Genomic DNA, 18,889 nt, shown 5'->3' on the forward strand with positions numbered 1-18,889 from the left:
AAAGAGGTTTAAAAATGGCAAAAGATATTAAATTTTCATCAGATGCACGCAGCGCAATGGTTCGTGGTGTGGATATTTTAGCAGATACTGTCAAGGTAACCTTGGGCCCTAAAGGTCGCAATGTTGTTTTGGACAAATCTTTTGGCTCACCCCTCATTACCAATGACGGTGTGACCATTGCCAAGGAAATCGAACTGGAAGACCATTTTGAAAATATGGGTGCTAAGCTAGTATCAGAAGTTGCTTCAAAAACCAATGATATTGCTGGGGACGGAACAACGACTGCTACTGTATTGACCCAGGCTATCGTCCGTGAAGGCATCAAAAACGTCACTGCTGGTGCCAATCCAATCGGTATCCGCCGCGGGATTGAAGCAGCAGTTGCGACTGCTGTCAGCGCTCTGAAAGAAACGGCGATTCCGGTTTCTAACAAAGAAGCGATTGCTCAGGTTGCCGCCGTTTCTTCTCGCAGCGAGAAAGTCGGCGAGTACATCTCTGAAGCTATGGAAAAAGTTGGCAACGATGGCGTTATCACCATCGAAGAGTCCAAAGGTATGGAAACAGAGCTGGATGTCGTAGAAGGAATGCAGTTTGACCGTGGTTACCTGTCTCAATACATGGTGACGGATAGTGAAAAAATGGTGGCTGATCTGGATAATCCTTATATCTTGATTACAGACAAGAAAATTTCTAACATTCAAGAAATTCTGCCATTGTTGGAAAGTATTTTGAAAACCAACCGTCCGCTCTTGATTATTGCAGATGATGTGGATGGTGAAGCTTTGCCAACATTGGTTCTTAATAAGATTCGTGGTACCTTCAATGTAGTGGCTGTTAAAGCACCAGGTTTCGGTGACCGTCGCAAGGCTATGTTGGAAGACATCGCTATTTTGACAGGCGGTACAGTAATTACAGATGATCTTGGCCTAGAGCTCAAAGACGCTACTATTGAAGCGCTTGGACAAGCTTCTAAAGTCACTGTTGACAAGGATAGCACTGTGATTGTGGAAGGCTCTGGCAATCCAGAAGCTATTGCCAATCGTGTGGCCGTTATCAAATCGCAAATCGAAAGTACAACTTCTGAGTTTGATAAAGAAAAGCTGCAAGAACGTCTGGCTAAATTGTCTGGTGGTGTGGCGGTGATTAAGGTCGGTGCTGCAACTGAAACTGAACTTAAAGAAATGAAACTCCGCATTGAAGATGCCCTTAATGCGACTCGTGCCGCAGTAGAAGAAGGAATCGTGTCTGGTGGTGGTACAGCCTTTGTTAGCGTATTGGATGCAGTAGCTGCCCTCGAATTAACAGGTGATGAAGCGACAGGTCGTAACATCGTTCTCCGCGCTTTGGAAGAGCCTGTTCGTCAAATCGCTTTGAATGCTGGTTTTGAAGGCTCTATCATCATTGACCGCCTGAAAAACTCTGAAGCAGGTACAGGCTTCAATGCCGCAACTGGCGAATGGGTGAACATGATTGAAGCTGGAATCATTGACCCAGTTAAGGTGACGCGCTCAGCCCTGCAAAATGCCGCTTCAGTTGCTAGCTTGATTTTGACAACAGAAGCTGTTGTGGCCAACAAGCCAGAACCTGCGCCAGCAGCACCAGCTATGGACCCAAGTATGATGGGCGGCATGATGTAAGACACATCGAAGAAAGTACAACTTTTTTGAAATCAATAAAGTAAAAAAGACTTCAAACTATTGGTCAAAAACAATGGTTTGAAGTCTTTTTATTGTGCGGATAATGAGACAAAAACTCGTAAAATAATGAAAAAGGTTGAAATGTAAATGATTTTCGAAAGCTGCTTGGAGTGATTGTAAATGTTATTATTTCAAAATGGGGCAAATAATCTGATAGCAGTAGAGAATACTTTAGTTTTGAAAATTAACGCTGCTTAGCAAGGACTAAGAACGTTAAACTGTTTCGGACTTGTTTTGGAACAACTCAATTCTATCATTACAATAAGTGATTAAAGTTTTAGCTTTTTCAAGTGTGTAGCCTTTTTCAGATACTGACTTCACTTTCTTCTCATCAAAATAGTAGCCAGTCAAGCCCCTGACTTCCTCTGATAAGGTGAGATAGTAGCCTGTTTCAATCCCTTCATCTAGATTTTTTGAGAGAGACTTCATCAGGCGTCCGAAGAGAGACTTTTTCGTCTTTTCATCACTAGAATCATTCCCTAAGTTAGTTGAAATCAAGCCCGGATGGTAGGCATTAATAGTGATATTTGAACCTCTTAAAAAGAAATCCCTTGCTAGATAGCGTGTCATCCAAATCGTGTAAAGTTTGGAATTATTATAGGCCAATCCTGGATTGTATTCTTTCTCAAAACCAAAGTCCAAATCCTTGACCTTGGCAAAATGATGCATATAGGAAGAAGTATTAATGACACGGCCGTCAGCCGCTTTTTCTAACAAGGAACTTAGCTCAGTTGTTAAAATATAGGGAACCAGAACGGATAACATAAAAGTCAACTCGACATTTTCAACACTCGCTTTTCGTTCTTTCCCTGCATACAGGCCTGCATTGTTAAACAAGACATCGATACTTTTAAAGTCTCTCTTGATTTCCTCTACAAATCGATAAACATCGTCTAATTTTGAAAAATCTGCGAGGTAGCTAGAAACTCTGCCTCTCAAGGAGACTGAACGAACCTCTTGAAGTGCCAGCTCAAGTTTTTGAGGATTTCGACCATGGAGGTGACATGATGGCCTTCACTGGCTAATTTCTTTGCCAAATGTTTACCGATACCGTCAGTAGCACCTGTAATCAGAATCGTTTTGACCATCTTAGTCCTCCAAGAAAGCTTTTAATTCTTTTGAAAATTCGTCTGCATATTGGAAGATAGAACCATGACCTGCATTTGGATAGATAATCAGCTTACTATCTTTAATTTTCTCATGCATGTCATAGGAATTTTTCGTTGGTACTTGCATATCCTTGTCCCCGTTGACGATTAAGGTTGGTTGGGTGATGAATCTGAGGTCGTCTTGAGGATCTTTCCCCCAACGTTTAATAGCTTTGAGTTGAGTTAGGAATCCTGGTACGTTCATGTCTTTATCCGCAAATTCCTTGGTCCTCATACCCATTCGTCCTAGAACTTTCAAGGCTTCAATTTTTCCTTGTTCATCATGGTTATAGAAGATATAGCGTTTAGGATCGATGCGCTCGAGACCAGCTTTAAATATAAAACTAAAAGTTTTCCCTGTAACCTTGTCCATTTCAACCCCACCTCGAGGTCCTGTTCCTGCCAAGATGAGACGGTTGACCAAATTAGGCTTGATTCGGATGATTTCTTGGGCAATCATACCTCCCATAGAAAGACCTAGGAGATTGATTTTATCATAACCAAAGGTTTTTACAAAGTCAATTGTCTGCTCAGCCATTCCAGGAATAGTCGAAGCAACTTTGCCTTTACTGGCTCCAACACCAGGAAGATCGACTACAATGACATGATGTTTTTCAGAAATCAAGTCCAAGAGTTTTGGGTCCCAGTTATCGAGGGTTGCTGCCAAATGGACCAGCATCAGAAGAGGTAGTTTTGATTTGCCTTTGCTGAGTTCGCGATAGGCGATTTGGTTTTCTTGGACAGTGATGTATTGATTTTTAGTTGTAAGATATGACATGATGTTTTCCTTTTTATTTCTTAAAGCTGAGGACTGTTTTTCCACGCGAGCGACCATTAGCGATCTTGTCTAAGGCGCTATTTACCTCTTCAAATGGATAAACTGTATCGATAGATGGTTTGATTTCTAATTTACTAAAGAGGTCAGCTACCTCTTGTAATTGAGCGCCATTGCTTTCTACAAAAATAAAATGGTAGTGGACACCATATTTTTCCGCCATCTTATCAAATTTACGACCTGCTAAGTCGAGTAGGATTTGCTTCCACTTTGGCAGATTCATGCGTTTGGCAAAGTCACCGTTTGGCATAGCACGGAGAGAAACAAGGTGACCACCTTTTTTCATGATAGACATTTGTTTTTCAGTTTCAGCTCCACCAAGGGTATCTAGGACATAATCAACCTCGTTTACAGTTTTTGTATAATCCTCTGTTTTGTAATCGATAAAACGATCTGCTCCTAGTTTCAAAACGCGTTCTGCACTATCTCCAGCACCATTAGTGATTACTTTCAAGCCTTTGGCCTTGGCAATCGGAATGGCCATGCCACCGACCCCGCCTGTTCCACCAGAGATAAAGATAGTTTTTCCAGCTTGAGCGCCCATGAGTTCTAAGGCTTGCATGATGGTCAAGGCAGTCAAAGGTACAGCAGCAGCTTCCTCGTCTGATAGATAGTCTGGAACCTTGGCTAGAGCCTGACTATCGACCGCTACGTATTCTGCAAAGGCGCCAATATGGTCAAGCGGTAGACGTCCAAAGACACGATCTCCTACTTGAAGATTCTTAACTTTATTTCCAATGCTTTCAACAATTCCAACAACTTCATTACCTGCAGTTTGTGGGAGTTTGTAAGGGACAATCATCTTGACTTCTCCACGAGAAATCATGTTATCCAGAGGATTAACACCAGCTGCGGTGACTTTGACCAAAACTTCTTTGTCTGTGATACTTGGTTTAGCGATTTCTGTAATGTTCAGTGTGATATTGTTTTTGTTATAAGCAGTGTGTTGTGCGACTTTCATATGATTTCTCTTTTCTTTATTTAATACGATTCAATATACTTGTATCTAATACAAGTATATGTTGTTTCCAATAAAAACTGACTTGCTATCAAATCAGTTCCGAACTTGTTTTGCTTGTTGATATAGATTGTCAATGACATCTTCCAAAGTTTGATTTACTAATTCCTTCTCTAATTGAGATTCGGCATTAGCGAAAAGCGGTGAAACTGCTCCTTGGATATGTTTTCCAACGGGACAATCGGGATTACTATTTTGATGAACAGGAAATAAACTGATATGATTGATTTCTTGAGTTGCATAGTAGATCTCAAGTAAAGTCATTTCTTTTGGAGATTTATTGAGTCGATAGCCAGTTTTTCCTTGCTGGGAACTAATTAAGTCTGCATTTTTTAATAAGGCGATTACCTTACGAATGTAACTAGCGTTAGTCCCAACACTAATAGCTAGTGCTTGAGAACTTAGGGTTTCCTTGCTCTCGCTAATCATTGTTAGGATATGCAAAGCAACTGAGAATTTTGTATCCATATAAACTCCTTTAGATAACTTGTATCTGATACAAGAACAAGTATAGCGCAAATAAAAAGAAAAGCAAGGCTTTTGTTTTAAATTTTTAAAAATTTTTTAAAAAGAGTAGGATATAATCAATAATCTGCAATTTAACCTGTCTTTCGAATTCTATTTAGAAAGCAAATGGAATAGGAAAAATATTGATTATGTGTAGCTTTGCATGTATTACTCGAAGAATGGGCTGTTTGCTCTATTAGCACGACAAAAGGCTGGCTCTCTATGGGACGAAGATGTTGACCTTGGAGTTATTACAAAAATTTTAGGGCATCGAGATATTTCAAGCTCAGTGGAAGTCTATACTCATACTTTAGAAGAGAAAGTTTTCAAACCAGAGGTGTTTGGAAAGATTGCTCATAAAAAATGTGGGGCAAATGATGGGGCAAAATGATTTCAGAGCAAGCAAAAAAGCCTACAGAATAGGCTTTCTTAGTCATACTTTCTATGCCCCCTGCAGTCGCTCAGACGTTAAAATAAGTAGAAATAAGTAACAAAAACGCTGATAAATCAAGGTTTTACCATTTACTGAGTAGGAAGGGATTTTAAATTTTTGAACAAATTTTGAACAAGCATACTGCAAAGTCCGAATTGGTCATTAAGGAATAATAAGTTGGGAGCTTGCATTTATTCTTTAAAATGATACAATAGAAATGGAAAAAGGAGTTGCGTCAACAACTCCCTACAGACCCGTTTAAGACGGTGGCTGGTGAAAACAACTAAGAAATAGTCGTCGACCTAACCAAAGTGAGGACGGCTATTTCTTTTTGTTGTTCATGAGCATTACAATGAGAGTGGCAAAGCCGATCATCAAAGATAATGCTTCATAAACTGTCAAAAGTCTTGCTCCTCCTTTCCACTAGATTTGAGCACAGTATGGACGTTCTTGTGTCCATCGCACCACCTCCAGTCATAAAGTAAGAGCCACCGTCTTTACTTGTCTGTGAATCTATTATAATATCTATTTTTGGATTGTAAAACAGTTCATGTATAAAAACTCCGCCATTATGGGCGGAGTTTTACGCTATTAACGGTGTATCGCATAGAACGGAGAATTTCCCTTATAATCACTAATATCGTTGCCGTTATTCTCAACTATATATTGGTTTTTTAACTCTTTTCTAATTAAAAGTTGGGTATTTTCAAGTTGATACCAAGCAACTCCCTTAGCTATTTCGTCTTCCAATGTTTCTTGTTGAAATTTTTCAGGAACAGAAAATTGACTATCAAATGTATCATTTGAAAACTTGCCTGAGCTATGAATATCGGTTTTTAGAGCGACATCTGAGTGAGGCAGTAATAGTATAATTTGCTTCGCTTTATCGTATAATTTTGAAGAAGTTGCTGTAAAAACTACCCTACCATCATGGGTAAGAGCATGTTCATAATGTGCTTTTAGAACTTGTTCAGCGGAGATGTTGATCCCCCCGTCTGCATCTTGCGGAATCAATCGATAAACTACAATTTTCTCATCGCTCATTTATTCTTCCTCTTCCTCTTTCTTTTTCAGTCCCATCATGCCGACCCCTGCGAGGGCTAGACAGATCATAGGAAGCATGGCGTTTTCTGCTGTTCCTGTAGATGGGAGTTGGCTTTCAGCTGACTTGTAAACGGATAAGCCTCGGTAGACAACAGGTGTAGAGAGTTTCTTAGGTGCTGATTGAGGAAAAATCCCCTTATACTCAACTACCTTACCAGACTCGTCACGTACCTCAACGGCAGTACCCCCACGGCGCTCAATCTCAGCCTTCTGACGAGCCAAGGTTTCCTTACGAACAACCTCGTCGTACTCAGCCTTAACCTTGTTGTAACGAGCTGTAGCTTTAGCAGAGGTGGCTTTTAGTGGTTTAAGGTCAGCTAGCTGTTGAGCTAGGGTTTCTTTCAACTCCGCAAGCTTAGCAGAATACCCCTTGATAGCCGTCTGCAACTTAGGAAGCTCTACAGCCTTCTCTACTAAGAGTTTAGCCAAACGGTCAGCCTCAGCCACCTTTATAAGCTAGAGAACAAGCGTCTCAATGCTCGCTTAGATACTATCGATAAATTGATAGAGGCGCTAGATGCCAGCCCTGCCGCATTTTTTAATTTCCCACCCTCGGATTCCAGAAATCCTGAGCTTTATGAGTTGATGGAAGAAATCGAAGAATTACCAGCGGCGCAAAAGGAATTGTTCATAAAAGGCGTGAGGATACTGCTGCAATCCCTAAAATAGAAAAGACAAGCTAAAATAAAATAGCTTGTCTTTTTGTTTTATAGATTTATACCAAATTGTTGGGAAATCTTATGCGCCTCTTCGTCGATTGTTTCCCATTTTTCTGCTTCATGAATAAGTCTAAATTGTTCCAATCTATCTGCTACGTTGCAAAAAATTTCTAATGCTTCTTCTGACTGGAATATTGTTTCTAGTAGCGGTAAATAAGTCATAATGTTTTTCAGCATATCTTGATTGGAAAGCAGTCTAAAGAAATCAATTATCGCTTTTAGAAAGAGGTAATCAATTATGTCAATTTCCTGTTCACAACGTGGAAAAAATAAAACTTGGTCATACCGTGTCTTTGACACCAAAGGGAAGTTACTTGCAACCGCAAGTGGCTTTTCTACTAAAAAAGAAGCTGAACTTGAGGCTATGCAAATAGAGCTAAAGGCTTCTAATCATCTAACCGTTAATTCATCTGCTTCACTCTATGAGCTGTGGCAAGAATGGCTTGATGTTAGTGTTCGTCCTTTAGATAAGAGTGAAGCGACCTTATCCAAACACCAGAGGCGCGGGGATTTGCTATTACAGATGTTTGGGGATTTACCTGCCACTCAGATAAAGTTCAGCCAGTATCAGCGTGAACTCAATAAATACGCTGAACGAGTGACCAAAGACACCGTAAGAAGACTGAATGCTGAAGTGCGGAAAGTTATCCAATTTGCCCAACGGGATCATTTGGATATAACGGACTTTACAGAGGGGGCTATTATCACTGGTAAGCGTGCTAGTAAAGCAGCACATGAAAAGTATATCAGTAATATAGCTGATTATTACAAACTTCTGTCTGAATTGAAAGGACGCATGGACTATCAGAGATCCGTGACACCGTACTTGCTCTTTATAGAGGCAAAAACAGGCTTGCGCTTTGGTGAAGCCGTTGGTCTGACTTGGGATTGCATTGACTGGGAAGACAAGACTATTCATACCTACAGACGTTATGACAGTGTCACTTATCAATGGAAACCACCCAAAACAGAAACCTCTGTCCGCCATGTTCCGATTGATGATGAAACTATTACTGTATTGAAAAAACTTCAGTATGAGCAAGCTAGGACGCTATTTCACCATGGAATAAAGAATGAGAAAAACTTTCTGTTCTATGATGTGGTTTATGGTGTTCCAACCAATACAGGTGTAAATAAGTATTTGCGGTTGGTGTTAAAGAAGCAGCAAATAAAGCCGTACAATCTGACGGCTACAGGTCTTCGCCACACTTACGCAAGTATTCTATTAGCTAAAGGTGTTGACATTTGGGTAGTAGCTACTGTTCTGGGACATAAGGACATCAAGCAGGTAACCGAAACTTATGGACACCTACTTAAAGAAAAGAAAGATAAGGAATACAACCTGATTAGAAGTCTTCTACAAGTATCATAGTATTCTTTGAACAAATTTTGAACAAAAATGAAAAAAGCCCTATAAATAAGGCTTTTTCGGCACTAAAAAATGCCCCCTGCAGGGCTCGAACCTGCGACCCATAGATTAAGAGTCTACTGCTCTACCAACTGAGCTAAGGAGGCAACAGAAAAAGCTGTATTGGTGCCGGACCTTCACGATTTGTATTGAACCCGCGCAATTAAGCAGGTGGGCAACTCGCTCTAACTGAAGCTGCTTCCGCGTGACACGGCCTGCACGCTGTTAGAAGTCTTTTGTTTCCCTAATAATACAAAAAATAGTCGGTCAACACTTAAGTGTGAAGTCGTACACCACAGCGTTTCTATAATTATAATACCATAAATTTTGAAAAATTCAAGAGAAAAATGTGATTTTTTGCAAACGATGCCATCATTTTTTTAAGTCATCAATCCTATTCTTGGTCATTCCAAGGGCTCGTTCGTACTTGCCATTCTCATTAGGCGTGAAATAATCGGCATCTCTTATCTTGTCAGGCAGATAGTCTTGCTTGACCCAATTGCCAGGATAGGAGTGAGGGTAGAGATAGTCCTGTGCGTTGCCCAATTCCTTGCTGCCGGCATAGTGGCCGTCGCGTAAGTGGCGGGGAATGGGAAGATTTCCATTCTTTCGTAAGTCAGACAAAGCTTTATCCATGGCCACATAGGCTGAGTTGGACTTGGGCGATAGAGCCAAATCAATGACAATATTGGCAATGAGGATACGGGCTTCAGGAAAGCCGATCCGTTGGGCAGCTTCTAGCGCTGTAACGGTATGGACTTGGGCGTCAGGATTTGCCAGACCAATATCCTCGTAAGCGATAACGGTCAAGCGTCGAGCTAGGCTAGGAAGATCTCCTGCCTCAACGAGCCGAGCTGCGTAGTGGAGGCTAGCATTGACATCGGAGCCACGGATGGACTTCTGCAGGGCAGAGAGGACATCATAATGGCCGTCCCCGTCCTTATCCATGGTGATATAGCTCTTTTGCAGGCTGTTTTCCATGACATCGAGAGTGATGTGGCGGATACCCTTGCCATCTTCTGGGGTAGAGAGTACGGCTAGGTCCAGTGAGTTATAGGCAGAGCGCAGGTCTCCGTTGGTAGAGATAGCAATGAAGTCTAGAGCTTCATCGTCTAGCTCCACTGGGAAATCAAATCCTCGTTCCTTATCCGTCAGGGCTAGCTGAATGGCTGTCCGAATGTCGTCGTTGCTGAGGGGCTCAAGCTCAAATATCTGAACTCGGCTTCGGATGGCAGGAGTGACAGAAAAGAAAGGATTTTCCGTCGTCGCCCCAATCATGATGACTAGCCCGCTTTCTAGTAGTGGCAGCAGGAAATCTTGCTTGGTCTTGTCCAGACGGTGAATCTCGTCTAGCAGGAGCACCAGTCCGCCGGAAAATTTCGCTTCTTCAGCGATCTCTTGCAGGCGTTTCTTGCTATCTACGGTGGCGTTAAAGGTCCGAAAGGCAAACTTGGTTGTGCCGGCAATAGCTGAGGCGATAGAGGTTTTTCCGATGCCGGGTGGCCCGTAGAGAATCATCGAGGACAGGCGGTTGGCTTCAACCATACGGCGGATGATTTTCCCGGGTCCGACCAGATGTTGCTGGCCGATGATCTGATCAATGCTGGTCGGCCGCATGCGCAAGGCGAGGTTTTCTGGCATAAGATTTCCTTTCTGCAAGTGTTTTTCTTAGCGTTTTGTGTTACTATTATAGATAGTAATATTTTATCACAATGAAAAGAGGAAATCATGACTAAGTACGGTTTTTTAGATATATTAGATGAGGAAATGGAGAAGAATTTTCCTTTTGACTATGAGATTAACTGGGACAAGAAGAATCACGCAGTGGAAGTGGCCTTTCTCCTTGAGGTGCAAAATTCAGGTGGGATTGAGACCGTTGATGCTGAGGGCAATGCCTCGGCTGAGGATATTTACTTTGAGGAAGCCGTGCTTTTCTACAATCCAGTTAAGTCTCGTTTTGAGGCCGAGGACTATCTGGCTGCCCTGCCCTATGAGCCGAAGAAAGGGCTGTCGCGGGAGTTTCTGGCTTATTTCGTGGATTTCCTAACCCAAACAGCTGAGTCTGGCCTTGATGCGCTCATGGACTTTTTAGCAGATCCAGAGACGGCAGAGTTTGAGATGGCATGGAATGCTGAGGCTTTTGAAAATGGCAGAGCGGATTTGATTGAGACAGACTTTTATCCCTATCCGAGGTATTAGGAGGCGCTTATGGAAAATGCAGAAGAATTAGATTTGCTGCACAAACGGATGGAATTTTCTGGCTGCAAGATTGCCTTGATTTGTGATGACAAGCTGCTGACTATCTTGCGAGACGATATTTCAACCATTCCTTGGCCCAATATGTGGGAGTTGCCGGGCGGTGGCCGAGAGGACGAGGAAACGCCTTTTGAATGCGTACAAAGAGAAGTTTTCGAAGAGCTTGGTTTGAAGCTTGAAGAAGCGGATATTCTCTGGGTTAAGGAATATCAAGGAATGCTTGATCCTGACAAAACCTCTATTTTTATGGTGGGAACCATCACTCAGGAAGAATTTGCCAGCATTGTCTTTGGTGATGAGGGACAGGCTTATCAGATGATGGATGTAAGCCAGTTCTTATCAGACGAAAAGGTTATTCCGCAGCTGCAGGACAGGTTGAAAGATTATTTGGAGGAAGAGCTTGGTGAGTCGTAGTAAAAATATCAATATGTTTCTCATGGATGGGGAAGTAACTGGTAAAATCAAGTGCACCTTGTCAAATTGGACAGGAGTGATATACAAAATTCCCCGTATTCAATTAGCAGACTTAAAGTCTCGTGACGAGATGAAGCAAAGTGGAATTTATTTCTTATTTGGTCGCGATGAAGATAAGCAAAAAGATGCGACCTACATTGGACAAGCAACTACGCGAAAAAATGGTGAAGGAGTATTATTACGAGTTCAAGAACATACTCGTGATACTCATGCAGATTATTTTAACGATGTCATTATTCTAACTACGCAAAATAACTCTTTTGGACCTACAGAAATTAGTTACTTGGAAAATAAATTTACTCAACTAGCTAAAGAATCTGGCCGCTTTATTGTAAAAAATAGTAATGAACCAAATTCTGGAAATGTAACTGAAGAAAAACAGTCTGAGTTAGATGAAGTTGTAGAGAATACCTTGACGATAATTGGTACTTTGGGATATCGAGTTTTTGTTCCTATGGTAAAGAAAGCGGTGCAGGATTTATCTAATGATCATTCAACTTATTTGTATTTAAAGCGAAAAACTAAGAAATCAAATAGAATTATTGAAGCAATCTGTGAACGTACTTCGGAAGGTTTTGTAGTTTTGGAAGGAAGTCATGTGGAGGTGATTGACTCATCCGCGATACCAGCTAGTCTTCAAGAATTGCGTAAGGAGTTAATCGAAGCAAATATAATTAGAGATGGTATTTTACAAGAAAAACAACTTTTTTCTAGTCCCTCTTATGCAGTGGCTTTTATTCTAGGAATGAATACAAATGGACGGACTGACTGGAGAGATAAAAATGGTAGAACATTAAAAGAATTAGAAGAACTAATTGATGAATAAGGAGGTTTTTAATGGACACTTGGCAGGAATTAACGATTGAAGTGAAGCGTGAGGCGGAGGAAGCGGCCTCGAATATTCTGATTGAGCTGGGCAGTCAGGGTGTGGCTATCGATGACAGCGCAGACTATCTGGGGCAGGTTGACCAGTACGGTGAGCTTTTTCCAGAAGTTGAGCAGAGCGAGCGGGTCAGGATTACCGGCTACTACCCGGATTCGGTGGATATAGAGGCCATTGCGGCCCAGGCCAATGAGCGTTTGGCTGAGCTGGATGGCTTTGGCTTGGAGACGGGCGATATTCAGCTGACTCGGCAGGAACTGGCTGAGGAAGATTGGGCGGACAACTGGAAGAAATACTTTGAGCCAGCTCGGATCACCCATGACTTGACCATTGTGCCGTCTTGGACGGACTATGAGGCGACAGCTGGTGAGAAGATTATCAAGCTGGATCCTGGCATGGCTTTTGGTACAGGCACTCATCCGACGACCAAGATGAGCCTCTTTGCTCTGGAGCAGGTCTTGCGGGGCGGAGAAACGGTGTTGGATGTGGGTACAGGCAGCGGCGTTCTGTCCATTGCTAGCTCTCTCTTAGGCGCTAAGGACATCTATGCCTATGATTTGGACGGGGTGGCGGTGCGCGTGGCTCAGGAAAATATTGAGCTCAATCCAGGTATGGAGAACATTCATGTAGCGCCAGGTGATCTTCTCCGAGGTATAGAGATTAAGGCTGATGTTATCGTCGCCAATATCCTGGCTGATATTCTCATCCATTTGACTGAAGATGCCTATCGTCTAGTCAAGGATGAAGGCTATCTGATTATGAGTGGGATTATTTCTGAGAAGTGGGAAATGGTCCGCGAGTCAGCGGAAGCGGCAGGATTTTTCTTAGAAACGCATATGATTCAGGGCGAATGGAATGCCGGCGTCTTTAAGAAAACGCAGGACATTTCAGGTGTGATAGGTGGTTAGATGCAGCAGTATTTTATAAAAGGAAGTTCTCAGTCTCCTTTGGTGGTCACAGATAAGGACACGGCCAAACATATGTTTTCAGTCATGCGGCTCAAAGCGGGGGACCAAGTCACGCTGGTTTTTGATGATGGCGTGAAACGGCTGGCTCAGGTGTTGGATCCCAGCCAGCAGAGCTTGGAAATCTTGGAGGAGCTGGCGGACAATACTGAGCTGCCTGTTCAAGTGACTATTGCTTCTGGTTTTCCCAAGGGTGATAAGTTAGAGTTTATCACCCAAAAGGCAACGGAGCTGGGAGCCAATGCTATCTGGGCCTTTCCAGCGGACTGGTCGGTTGCCAAGTGGGATGGCAAAAAGCTGGCTAAAAAGAGTGAAAAGCTGGAGAAAATTGCTCAGGGAGCAGCAGAGCAGAGCAAACGCAATCTGATACCAGAAGTTCGGCTCTTTGATAAAAAGGCAGACTTTCTGGCGGTCTTGGCAGACTTTGACCGAATCGTCGTAGCCTATGAGGAAGCAGCCAAGGAAGGTGAAGCTGCTGCTCTAGTGCAGGCTGTGAAAGGCTTGACCAAGAGAGACAAACTGCTCTTTATCTTCGGACCAGAGGGTGGTCTGTCGCCAGATGAAATAGCAGCCTTTGGCCAAGCAGGCGCTGTCTCAGCAGGTCTAGGCCCACGGATCCTGCGGGCTGAAACCGCTCCGCTTTATGCCTTGACCGCAGTCAGTGTCATGCTTGAATTAGAAAAATGAAATCAGCGGACTTCTGCTGATTTTTTCTTGTCTGTCGCTACTATATCCCTTTTTATGGAAAACTGTTCTTGACATAAAAAATTTTTATGGCCAGCTTAAAAAAATACTATTGGACGGCTGAGAGGTGGAATGGTAAGATATTCTATATCAAGTTAAGGAGGGATCATCTATGTGCAGAACAATTGTTGGAGTGTCGGCTAATCTTTGTCCAGTGGATCAGGCGGGCAAAAACATTCATTCATCTGTATCCTGCAAATTTGCCGAAAGCATCAAGCTAGTCGGCGGTCTGCCTATGGTGATTCCTGTTGGGGATAAAAGTTTGGTCAAGGACTATATAGAAACCATTGATAAGTTGATCCTGTCAGGTGGTCAAAATGTTCATCCGCAGTTTTATGGGGAGGAAAAGGCTATTGATAGCGATGATTACAATCTGGCTCGGGATGAGTTTGAGCTGGCACTCTTAAAGGAGGCTATTCGTCAGGATAAGCCCGTCTTGGCTATCTGCCGTGGTCTGCAGCTGGTCAATGTCGCTTTTGGTGGCACGCTCAACCAGCAGATTGACAATCACTGGCAGGGGCAACCATTTGGGACTTCGCATTCCATTCGCACAGAGAAAGGTAGCGTTGTGGAGCGGTTATTTGGTCAGGCCAGCCAGATTAATTCTGTCCATCGCCAAAGTATTAAGGACTTGGCACCCAATTTTCGAGCAACCGCCTTTGACCCAAGAGACAATACCATTGAAGCGATCGAGGCTGTGGACGGCAGCCGTATCATCGGCCTTCAGTGGCATCCAGAGTTTTTGATCAACGAAGAAAAGGGCAATTTAGAGCTATTTCAATATCTTTTGCAAGAATTATAAAATCTAAAATTATTTTTAGCTAATTTTAAGATAAGCTTTATATAATATAACCATCAAATGAAGACCTCCTAACTTTATTTGATGAAATCCTAAAACTTTTCTTTTTCATAATAATCTCCCTATAAGAACCGCCCAATCGGCGGTTTTTTTGCTGGAAGGGCTGAGAAATCTGGATTTTCATCAATTTGATCACTTTTATGTTATAATGAGTCACAGCAGGCCGAGCGAATCGGTCGGTAGATGGAGGAGCAGAGATGTCAAGAGCAGAGCGAGTTATTTTAACAAATATGTGTATGGTTTACGATGGGGACCGCATTTTAGTACAAAATAAAGTAAATGACGATTGGACGGGCCTCTGCTTTCCAGGCGGCCATGTTGAACATCGTGAGTCCTTTGTCAAATCAGTGATACGGGAAATCAAGGAAGAAACAGGTCTGACCATCTATGAGCCTCGCTTGTGTGGTGTCAAGCAGTTTTACACTGAAAAAGATGAGCGCTATATCGTTTTTCTTTACAAAACCAATCGTTTTGAGGGAGAACTGGTCTCATCCGAAGAAGGGGAGGTATTCTGGATTGACCGCAAAGACCTTGACCTCTACTCGCTGGCCGTGAGCTTTAAGGAAATGTATCAGGTTTTCACATCAGATTTGACGGAGCAGTTTACCTACCTAGAGGATGGAGAGGTCGTCAAAGGTTTATACTAAGGAGAACCGCCCAATCGGCGGTTCTTTTGCTTGTTTTTTNCGAATTTAGTATAATAGGGACAGTAAAAATAGAAAAGAGAACTGTATGAAAATTCGCGGATTCGAGCTGGTTTCCAGCTTTCCAAATGAAGATTTGTTGCCCAAGAGAGAGACGGCTCATGCAGCGGGCTATGATTTGAAAGTGGCAGAGCGCACCATCATTGCGCCGGGGGAGATTAAGCTGGTTCCGACGGGTGTCAAGGCTTATATGCAGCCAAGCGAGGTGCTTTATCTTTATGACCGCTCGTCCAATCCTCGTAAAAAAGGTCTGGTTTTGATTAACTCCGTTGGGGTTATTGACGGCGACTACTATGGCAATCCTGGAAATGAAGGCCATATCTTTGCTCAGATGCAGAACATCACAGACCAAGAGGTTGTACTGGAAGTGGGTGACCGCATTGTGCAGGCTGTTTTCGCACCATTTTTGATTACGGATGGGGATGTAGCCGACGGTGTGCGGACAGGCGGATTTGGCTCTACTGGGCATTGAGATGAAAGTGATCTTTGTGCGCCATGGTGAGCCTGATTACCATGAGTTAGAGGAGCGTTCTTATACTGGCTTTGGTCTGGATTTGGCGCCTTTATCTGAGCAGGGAAGACGGCAGGCTCAGGAACTTTGCCAGCATCCTTTACTGCGTTCAGCTGATTTGCTGGTGTCTTCTGCAATGACGCGAGCTTTAGAAACGGCATCTTATGTGGCTTGTGTCACTGGCCTTCCTTTGAGAGTGGAGCCTTTGCTGCATGAATGGCAGGTTTATGAAACGGGAAGAGAGAACTTTGAAAAAGCTCGAAGCCTGTTTTTAGAAAATAATGGTGCCTTGCTCCCCAGTAGTCCTATTCAGTATGAGACGGCTGCGGAGATGAAGGCTCGTTTTGTAGACTGTATGGCAAAGTATCGAGGCTACCAGACAGTAGTCCTTGTAGCCCATCGCATGCTCATCCTTCAGTTTGTGCCTGATGAGCAGATTGATTTTTGCCAGTTTGTTGAATATGAATTAGAAATATAAAGGAGAATCACCATCGCTAAGAAAAAAACAACCTTTGTCTGTCAAAATTGCGAATATCATTCGCCCAAGTATCTCGGTCGCTGTCCTAACTGCGGCTCTTGGTCTTCTTTTGTTGAGGAAGTAGAAGCTGTTGAGGTCAAGCATGCCCGTGTTTCCTTGACGGGCGAAAAGACCCGGCCCATGAAGCTGGTTGAGGTCACTTCGATTGATGTCAACCGTACCAAGACAGAAATGGACGAGTTCAATCGTGTGCTGGGTGGTGGCGTAGTGCCTGGCAGTCTGGTCCTGATTGGCGGGGATCCCGGTATCGGGAAGTCCACCCTGCTTCTGCAGGTATCCACCCAGCTTTCTCATCAGGGCACAGTCCTTTATGTCAGCGGGGAGGAATCAGCTGAGCAGATTAAGCTGCGGGCGGAACGGCTCGGTGATATTGACAGTGAATTTTATCTCTATGCCGAGACCAATATGCAAAATATCCGTGCAGAGATTGAGAAAATCAAGCCAGATTTTCTGATTATTGACTCTATACAGACGGTGATGTCGCCGGAAATTTCCAGTGTTCAAGGCTCTGTTTCACAAGTTCGAGAGGTGACAGCTGAGCTCATGCAGCTGGCCAAGACCAATAATATTGCGACCTTTATCGTTGGTCACATGACCAAGGAAGGAACCTTAGCTGGCCCTCGGACGCTAGAGCACATGGTGGATACCGTGCTTTATTTTGAGGGCGAACGTCAGCACATTTTCCGTATATTGAGAGCAGTCAAGAACCGTTTTGGCTCAACCAATGAGATTGGCATTTTTGAAATGCAATCTGGCGGGCTAGTTGAGGTTGTCAATCCAAGTGAAGTCTTTCTGGAAGAGCGTCTGGATGGTGCGACAGGCTCATCGATCGTTGTGACCATGGAAGGGACGCGGCCGATTTTGGCAGAAGTCCAGGCTTTGGTGACACCGACCATGTTCGGCAATGCTAAGAGGACCACGACTGGGCTGGACTTTAACCGAGCCAGCCTCATCATGGCGGTTCTGGAAAAGAGGGCAGGACTCCTCCTGCAAAATCAAGATGCCTATCTCAAATCAGCTGGCGGTGTCAAGCTAGATGAACCAGCGATTGATTTGGCGGTAGCGGTAGCCATTGCTTCCAGCTACAAGGATCTGCCTACCAATCCTCAAGAGTGCTTTATCGGTGAAATTGGCCTGACTGGCGAAATCCGTCGAGTCAATCGCATCGAGCAGCGTATCAATGAAGCGGCAAAACTGGGCTTCACCAAGGTATATGCTCCTAAAAACTCTCTGAACGGCCTCAAAGTACCAGACAATATCCAAGTCATCGGTGTGACAACGATTGGGGAAGTCTTGAAAAAAGTCTTTGCTGGATGATTTTCTTTGTTTTAGATTGCAAAAATATTTTATTATTGCTATAATTTTCTTAAAAAACAAGGAGGGAACTCTTATGCAATTTTCCATGGATAGCAACATGCAATTTCCACTCGTTGACCTCTACCTCAATCAAGGGGAGACAGTCTTTATCCAGCGTGGCAGTATGGTCTATCACACCCCTAATGTGATCTTGAACACTCAGCTCAATGCTAACGGTTCGGGTTTGGGACGCTTTGTCAAGGCAGTCGGCCGTTCCATGGTGTCGGGTGAAAGTACCTTCATCACTCAGGCTGTCGCCCAGTCTGACAATGGTTTCCTAGCTTTAGCACCAGAAGTTCCCGGCCAAGTTATTCCTCTCTATCTAGGAGAAAAGCAGTACCGGCTCAATGACGGTGCCTTTCTGGCTCTGGATGGTACAGCTTACTATACCATGGAGCGCCAGTCTGTTGGCAAGGCGATATTTGGCGGTCAAGGAGGCCTCTTCGTCATGACGACTCAAGGGCAAGGCACTCTTTTGGCCAATGCCTACGGATCGATTAGGAAAATTGAGCTAAATAACCAAGAAGTAACCATTGACAATGCCCATGTCGTAGCTTGGAGTCAGTCCTTGGATTATAATATCCATCTGGAAAATGGTTTCTGGCAGTCGATCGGAACGGGAGAAGGAGTTGTAAACACCTTCCGAGGCACTGGAGAAATCTATGTTCAAAGTCTCAATCTTCAAAGCTTTGCGGGCTCACTCAGCCGCTATATCGCAAAAGGTTCATAG

At 43.5% G+C, this 18,889-nt stretch carries 21 protein-coding genes, 1 tRNA gene and 2 pseudogenes; 14 read left to right on the forward strand and 10 right to left on the reverse strand.

All coding sequences use genetic code 11. The features are described from left to right. The first annotated feature begins 14 nt into the window (after positions 1-14). A complete protein-coding gene (gene groL / locus D8790_RS00860) occupies positions 15-1,637 on the forward strand; it encodes a chaperonin GroEL (protein ID WP_125387247.1) in 1,623 nt (540 codons plus the stop codon). A gap of 273 nt (positions 1,638-1,910) precedes the next feature. Here the strand turns inward: groL and D8790_RS00865 are convergent. The 4 genes and pseudogenes from D8790_RS00865 to D8790_RS00885 form a co-directional block, all read right to left on the reverse strand. Further along, positions 1,911-2,785 (reverse strand): annotated as a pseudogene (locus D8790_RS00865) (SDR family NAD(P)-dependent oxidoreductase). Position 2,786: 1 nt separating this feature from the next. Then, positions 2,787-3,623 carry an alpha/beta fold hydrolase gene (locus tag D8790_RS00875; protein WP_125387250.1) on the reverse strand — a complete coding sequence of 279 codons (837 nt, stop codon included), beginning with the start codon at positions 3,621-3,623 and terminating at the stop codon, positions 2,787-2,789. A gap of 13 nt (positions 3,624-3,636) precedes the next feature. Beyond that, a complete protein-coding gene (locus D8790_RS00880) occupies positions 3,637-4,641 on the reverse strand; it encodes an NADP-dependent oxidoreductase (RefSeq protein ID WP_125387251.1) in 1,005 nt (334 codons plus the stop codon). Positions 4,642-4,734: 93 nt separating this feature from the next. After that, the gene (locus D8790_RS00885) at positions 4,735-5,166 is read right to left on the reverse strand and encodes an Rrf2 family transcriptional regulator (protein ID WP_125387252.1); all 432 of its coding nucleotides are present in this window, start codon (positions 5,164-5,166) and stop codon (positions 4,735-4,737) included. 238 nt (positions 5,167-5,404) lie between these two features. Here D8790_RS00885 and D8790_RS11025 point away from each other — a divergent pair. Further along, positions 5,405-5,596, forward strand: a pseudogene (locus tag D8790_RS11025) (site-specific integrase); the annotation flags it as partial. Between the two features lie 363 nt (positions 5,597-5,959). Here D8790_RS11025 and D8790_RS10780 read toward each other — a convergent pair. From D8790_RS10780 to D8790_RS10470, 4 genes are all read right to left on the reverse strand, one after another. Then, a complete protein-coding gene (locus D8790_RS10780; RefSeq protein WP_376739449.1) occupies positions 5,960-6,040 on the reverse strand; it encodes a putative holin-like toxin in 81 nt (26 codons plus the stop codon). A gap of 189 nt (positions 6,041-6,229) precedes the next feature. Next, a complete protein-coding gene (locus D8790_RS00895) occupies positions 6,230-6,682 on the reverse strand; it encodes a hypothetical protein (protein ID WP_111676697.1) in 453 nt (150 codons plus the stop codon). Then, complete coding sequence (locus D8790_RS00900) at positions 6,683-7,171, reverse strand: LPXTG cell wall anchor domain-containing protein (protein ID WP_172454769.1); 489 nt, start codon at positions 7,169-7,171, stop codon at positions 6,683-6,685. A gap of 278 nt (positions 7,172-7,449) precedes the next feature. Further along, positions 7,450-7,638, reverse strand: coding sequence for a hypothetical protein (locus D8790_RS10470; protein WP_125387253.1), 189 nt, complete (start codon positions 7,636-7,638; stop codon positions 7,450-7,452). 61 nt (positions 7,639-7,699) lie between these two features. Between D8790_RS10470 and D8790_RS00910 the strand changes: the two genes are divergently transcribed. Then, positions 7,700-8,833: a site-specific integrase gene (locus D8790_RS00910; RefSeq protein ID WP_111676683.1), complete on the forward strand. Its 1,134-nt coding sequence runs from the start codon at positions 7,700-7,702 to the stop codon at positions 8,831-8,833. Between the two features lie 70 nt (positions 8,834-8,903). Here D8790_RS00910 and D8790_RS00915 read toward each other — a convergent pair. Continuing rightward, a tRNA-Lys gene (locus D8790_RS00915) sits at positions 8,904-8,976 on the reverse strand. A 265-nt stretch (positions 8,977-9,241) separates the two neighbouring features. Then, positions 9,242-10,510, reverse strand: coding sequence for a replication-associated recombination protein A (locus tag D8790_RS00925; RefSeq protein ID WP_125387254.1), 1,269 nt, complete (start codon positions 10,508-10,510; stop codon positions 9,242-9,244). Positions 10,511-10,597: 87 nt separating this feature from the next. Between D8790_RS00925 and D8790_RS00930 the strand changes: the two genes are divergently transcribed. The 11 genes from D8790_RS00930 (at position 10,598) to D8790_RS00990 (ending at position 18,889) form a co-directional block, all read left to right on the forward strand. Then, on the forward strand, positions 10,598-11,068 hold the full coding sequence (locus D8790_RS00930; protein ID WP_125387255.1) for a DUF3013 family protein: 471 nt from the start codon (positions 10,598-10,600) through the stop codon (positions 11,066-11,068). Positions 11,069-11,077: 9 nt separating this feature from the next. Continuing rightward, on the forward strand, positions 11,078-11,539 hold the full coding sequence (locus D8790_RS00935; RefSeq protein WP_125387256.1) for an NUDIX hydrolase: 462 nt from the start codon (positions 11,078-11,080) through the stop codon (positions 11,537-11,539). Then, positions 11,526-12,425 (forward strand): GIY-YIG nuclease family protein, encoded by a 900-nt coding sequence (locus D8790_RS00940; RefSeq protein ID WP_185761882.1) that lies wholly within the window; start codon positions 11,526-11,528, stop codon positions 12,423-12,425. Before D8790_RS00935 ends, D8790_RS00940 begins: the two co-directional genes overlap by 14 nt. A gap of 11 nt (positions 12,426-12,436) precedes the next feature. Then, the gene (gene prmA, locus D8790_RS00945; protein WP_125387258.1) at positions 12,437-13,390 is read left to right on the forward strand and encodes a 50S ribosomal protein L11 methyltransferase; all 954 of its coding nucleotides are present in this window, start codon (positions 12,437-12,439) and stop codon (positions 13,388-13,390) included. Beyond that, complete coding sequence (locus D8790_RS00950) at positions 13,391-14,134, forward strand: 16S rRNA (uracil(1498)-N(3))-methyltransferase (RefSeq protein ID WP_125387259.1); 744 nt, start codon at positions 13,391-13,393, stop codon at positions 14,132-14,134. Positions 14,135-14,303: 169 nt separating this feature from the next. After that, positions 14,304-14,993: a gamma-glutamyl-gamma-aminobutyrate hydrolase family protein gene (locus tag D8790_RS00955; RefSeq protein ID WP_125387260.1), complete on the forward strand. Its 690-nt coding sequence runs from the start codon at positions 14,304-14,306 to the stop codon at positions 14,991-14,993. Between the two features lie 254 nt (positions 14,994-15,247). Beyond that, positions 15,248-15,697: an 8-oxo-dGTP diphosphatase gene (locus tag D8790_RS00965; protein ID WP_125387261.1), complete on the forward strand. Its 450-nt coding sequence runs from the start codon at positions 15,248-15,250 to the stop codon at positions 15,695-15,697. Between the two features lie 85 nt (positions 15,698-15,782). After that, positions 15,783-16,226 carry a dUTP diphosphatase gene (locus D8790_RS00975; RefSeq protein WP_125387262.1) on the forward strand — a complete coding sequence of 148 codons (444 nt, stop codon included), beginning with the start codon at positions 15,783-15,785 and terminating at the stop codon, positions 16,224-16,226. Position 16,227: 1 nt separating this feature from the next. Continuing rightward, on the forward strand, positions 16,228-16,743 hold the full coding sequence (locus D8790_RS00980) for a histidine phosphatase family protein (RefSeq protein WP_185761899.1): 516 nt from the start codon (positions 16,228-16,230) through the stop codon (positions 16,741-16,743). 6 nt (positions 16,744-16,749) lie between these two features. After that, entirely contained in the window at positions 16,750-18,120 is a 1,371-nt protein-coding gene (radA, locus tag D8790_RS00985) for a DNA repair protein RadA (RefSeq protein WP_125387264.1), read from the forward strand. Between the two features lie 73 nt (positions 18,121-18,193). Next, complete coding sequence (locus D8790_RS00990; RefSeq protein WP_125382794.1) at positions 18,194-18,889, forward strand: TIGR00266 family protein; 696 nt, start codon at positions 18,194-18,196, stop codon at positions 18,887-18,889.

This window comes from Streptococcus cristatus, assembly GCF_003943535.1.
In the GTDB taxonomy this organism is placed as follows: Bacteria; Bacillota; Bacilli; order Lactobacillales; family Streptococcaceae; genus Streptococcus; species Streptococcus cristatus_L.

What these genes read in the sequence shown, in the direction of transcription:
- D8790_RS00980 (WP_185761899.1), top strand. Translation starts at nt 16,228, where the DNA reads ATGAAAGTGATCTTTGTGCGCCATGGTGAGCCTGATTACCATGAGTTA.
- D8790_RS00885 (WP_125387252.1), bottom strand. Translation starts at nt 5,166, where the DNA reads ATGGATACAAAATTCTCAGTTGCTTTGCATATCCTAACAATGATTAGC.
- D8790_RS00875 (WP_125387250.1), bottom strand. Translation starts at nt 3,623, where the DNA reads ATGTCATATCTTACAACTAAAAATCAATACATCACTGTCCAAGAAAAC.
- D8790_RS00930 (WP_125387255.1), top strand. Translation starts at nt 10,598, where the DNA reads ATGACTAAGTACGGTTTTTTAGATATATTAGATGAGGAAATGGAGAAG.
- D8790_RS00950 (WP_125387259.1), top strand. Translation starts at nt 13,391, where the DNA reads ATGCAGCAGTATTTTATAAAAGGAAGTTCTCAGTCTCCTTTGGTGGTC.
- D8790_RS00990 (WP_125382794.1), top strand. Translation starts at nt 18,194, where the DNA reads ATGCAATTTTCCATGGATAGCAACATGCAATTTCCACTCGTTGACCTC.
- D8790_RS00975 (WP_125387262.1), top strand. Translation starts at nt 15,783, where the DNA reads ATGAAAATTCGCGGATTCGAGCTGGTTTCCAGCTTTCCAAATGAAGAT.
- D8790_RS00895 (WP_111676697.1), bottom strand. Translation starts at nt 6,682, where the DNA reads ATGAGCGATGAGAAAATTGTAGTTTATCGATTGATTCCGCAAGATGCA.
- groL (WP_125387247.1), top strand. Translation starts at nt 15, where the DNA reads ATGGCAAAAGATATTAAATTTTCATCAGATGCACGCAGCGCAATGGTT.
- prmA (WP_125387258.1), top strand. Translation starts at nt 12,437, where the DNA reads ATGGACACTTGGCAGGAATTAACGATTGAAGTGAAGCGTGAGGCGGAG.
- D8790_RS00910 (WP_111676683.1), top strand. Translation starts at nt 7,700, where the DNA reads ATGTCAATTTCCTGTTCACAACGTGGAAAAAATAAAACTTGGTCATAC.
- D8790_RS00935 (WP_125387256.1), top strand. Translation starts at nt 11,078, where the DNA reads ATGGAAAATGCAGAAGAATTAGATTTGCTGCACAAACGGATGGAATTT.
- D8790_RS00965 (WP_125387261.1), top strand. Translation starts at nt 15,248, where the DNA reads ATGTCAAGAGCAGAGCGAGTTATTTTAACAAATATGTGTATGGTTTAC.
- D8790_RS10470 (WP_125387253.1), bottom strand. Translation starts at nt 7,638, where the DNA reads ATGCTGAAAAACATTATGACTTATTTACCGCTACTAGAAACAATATTC.
- D8790_RS00925 (WP_125387254.1), bottom strand. Translation starts at nt 10,510, where the DNA reads ATGCCAGAAAACCTCGCCTTGCGCATGCGGCCGACCAGCATTGATCAG.
- D8790_RS00880 (WP_125387251.1), bottom strand. Translation starts at nt 4,641, where the DNA reads ATGAAAGTCGCACAACACACTGCTTATAACAAAAACAATATCACACTG.
- D8790_RS00955 (WP_125387260.1), top strand. Translation starts at nt 14,304, where the DNA reads ATGTGCAGAACAATTGTTGGAGTGTCGGCTAATCTTTGTCCAGTGGAT.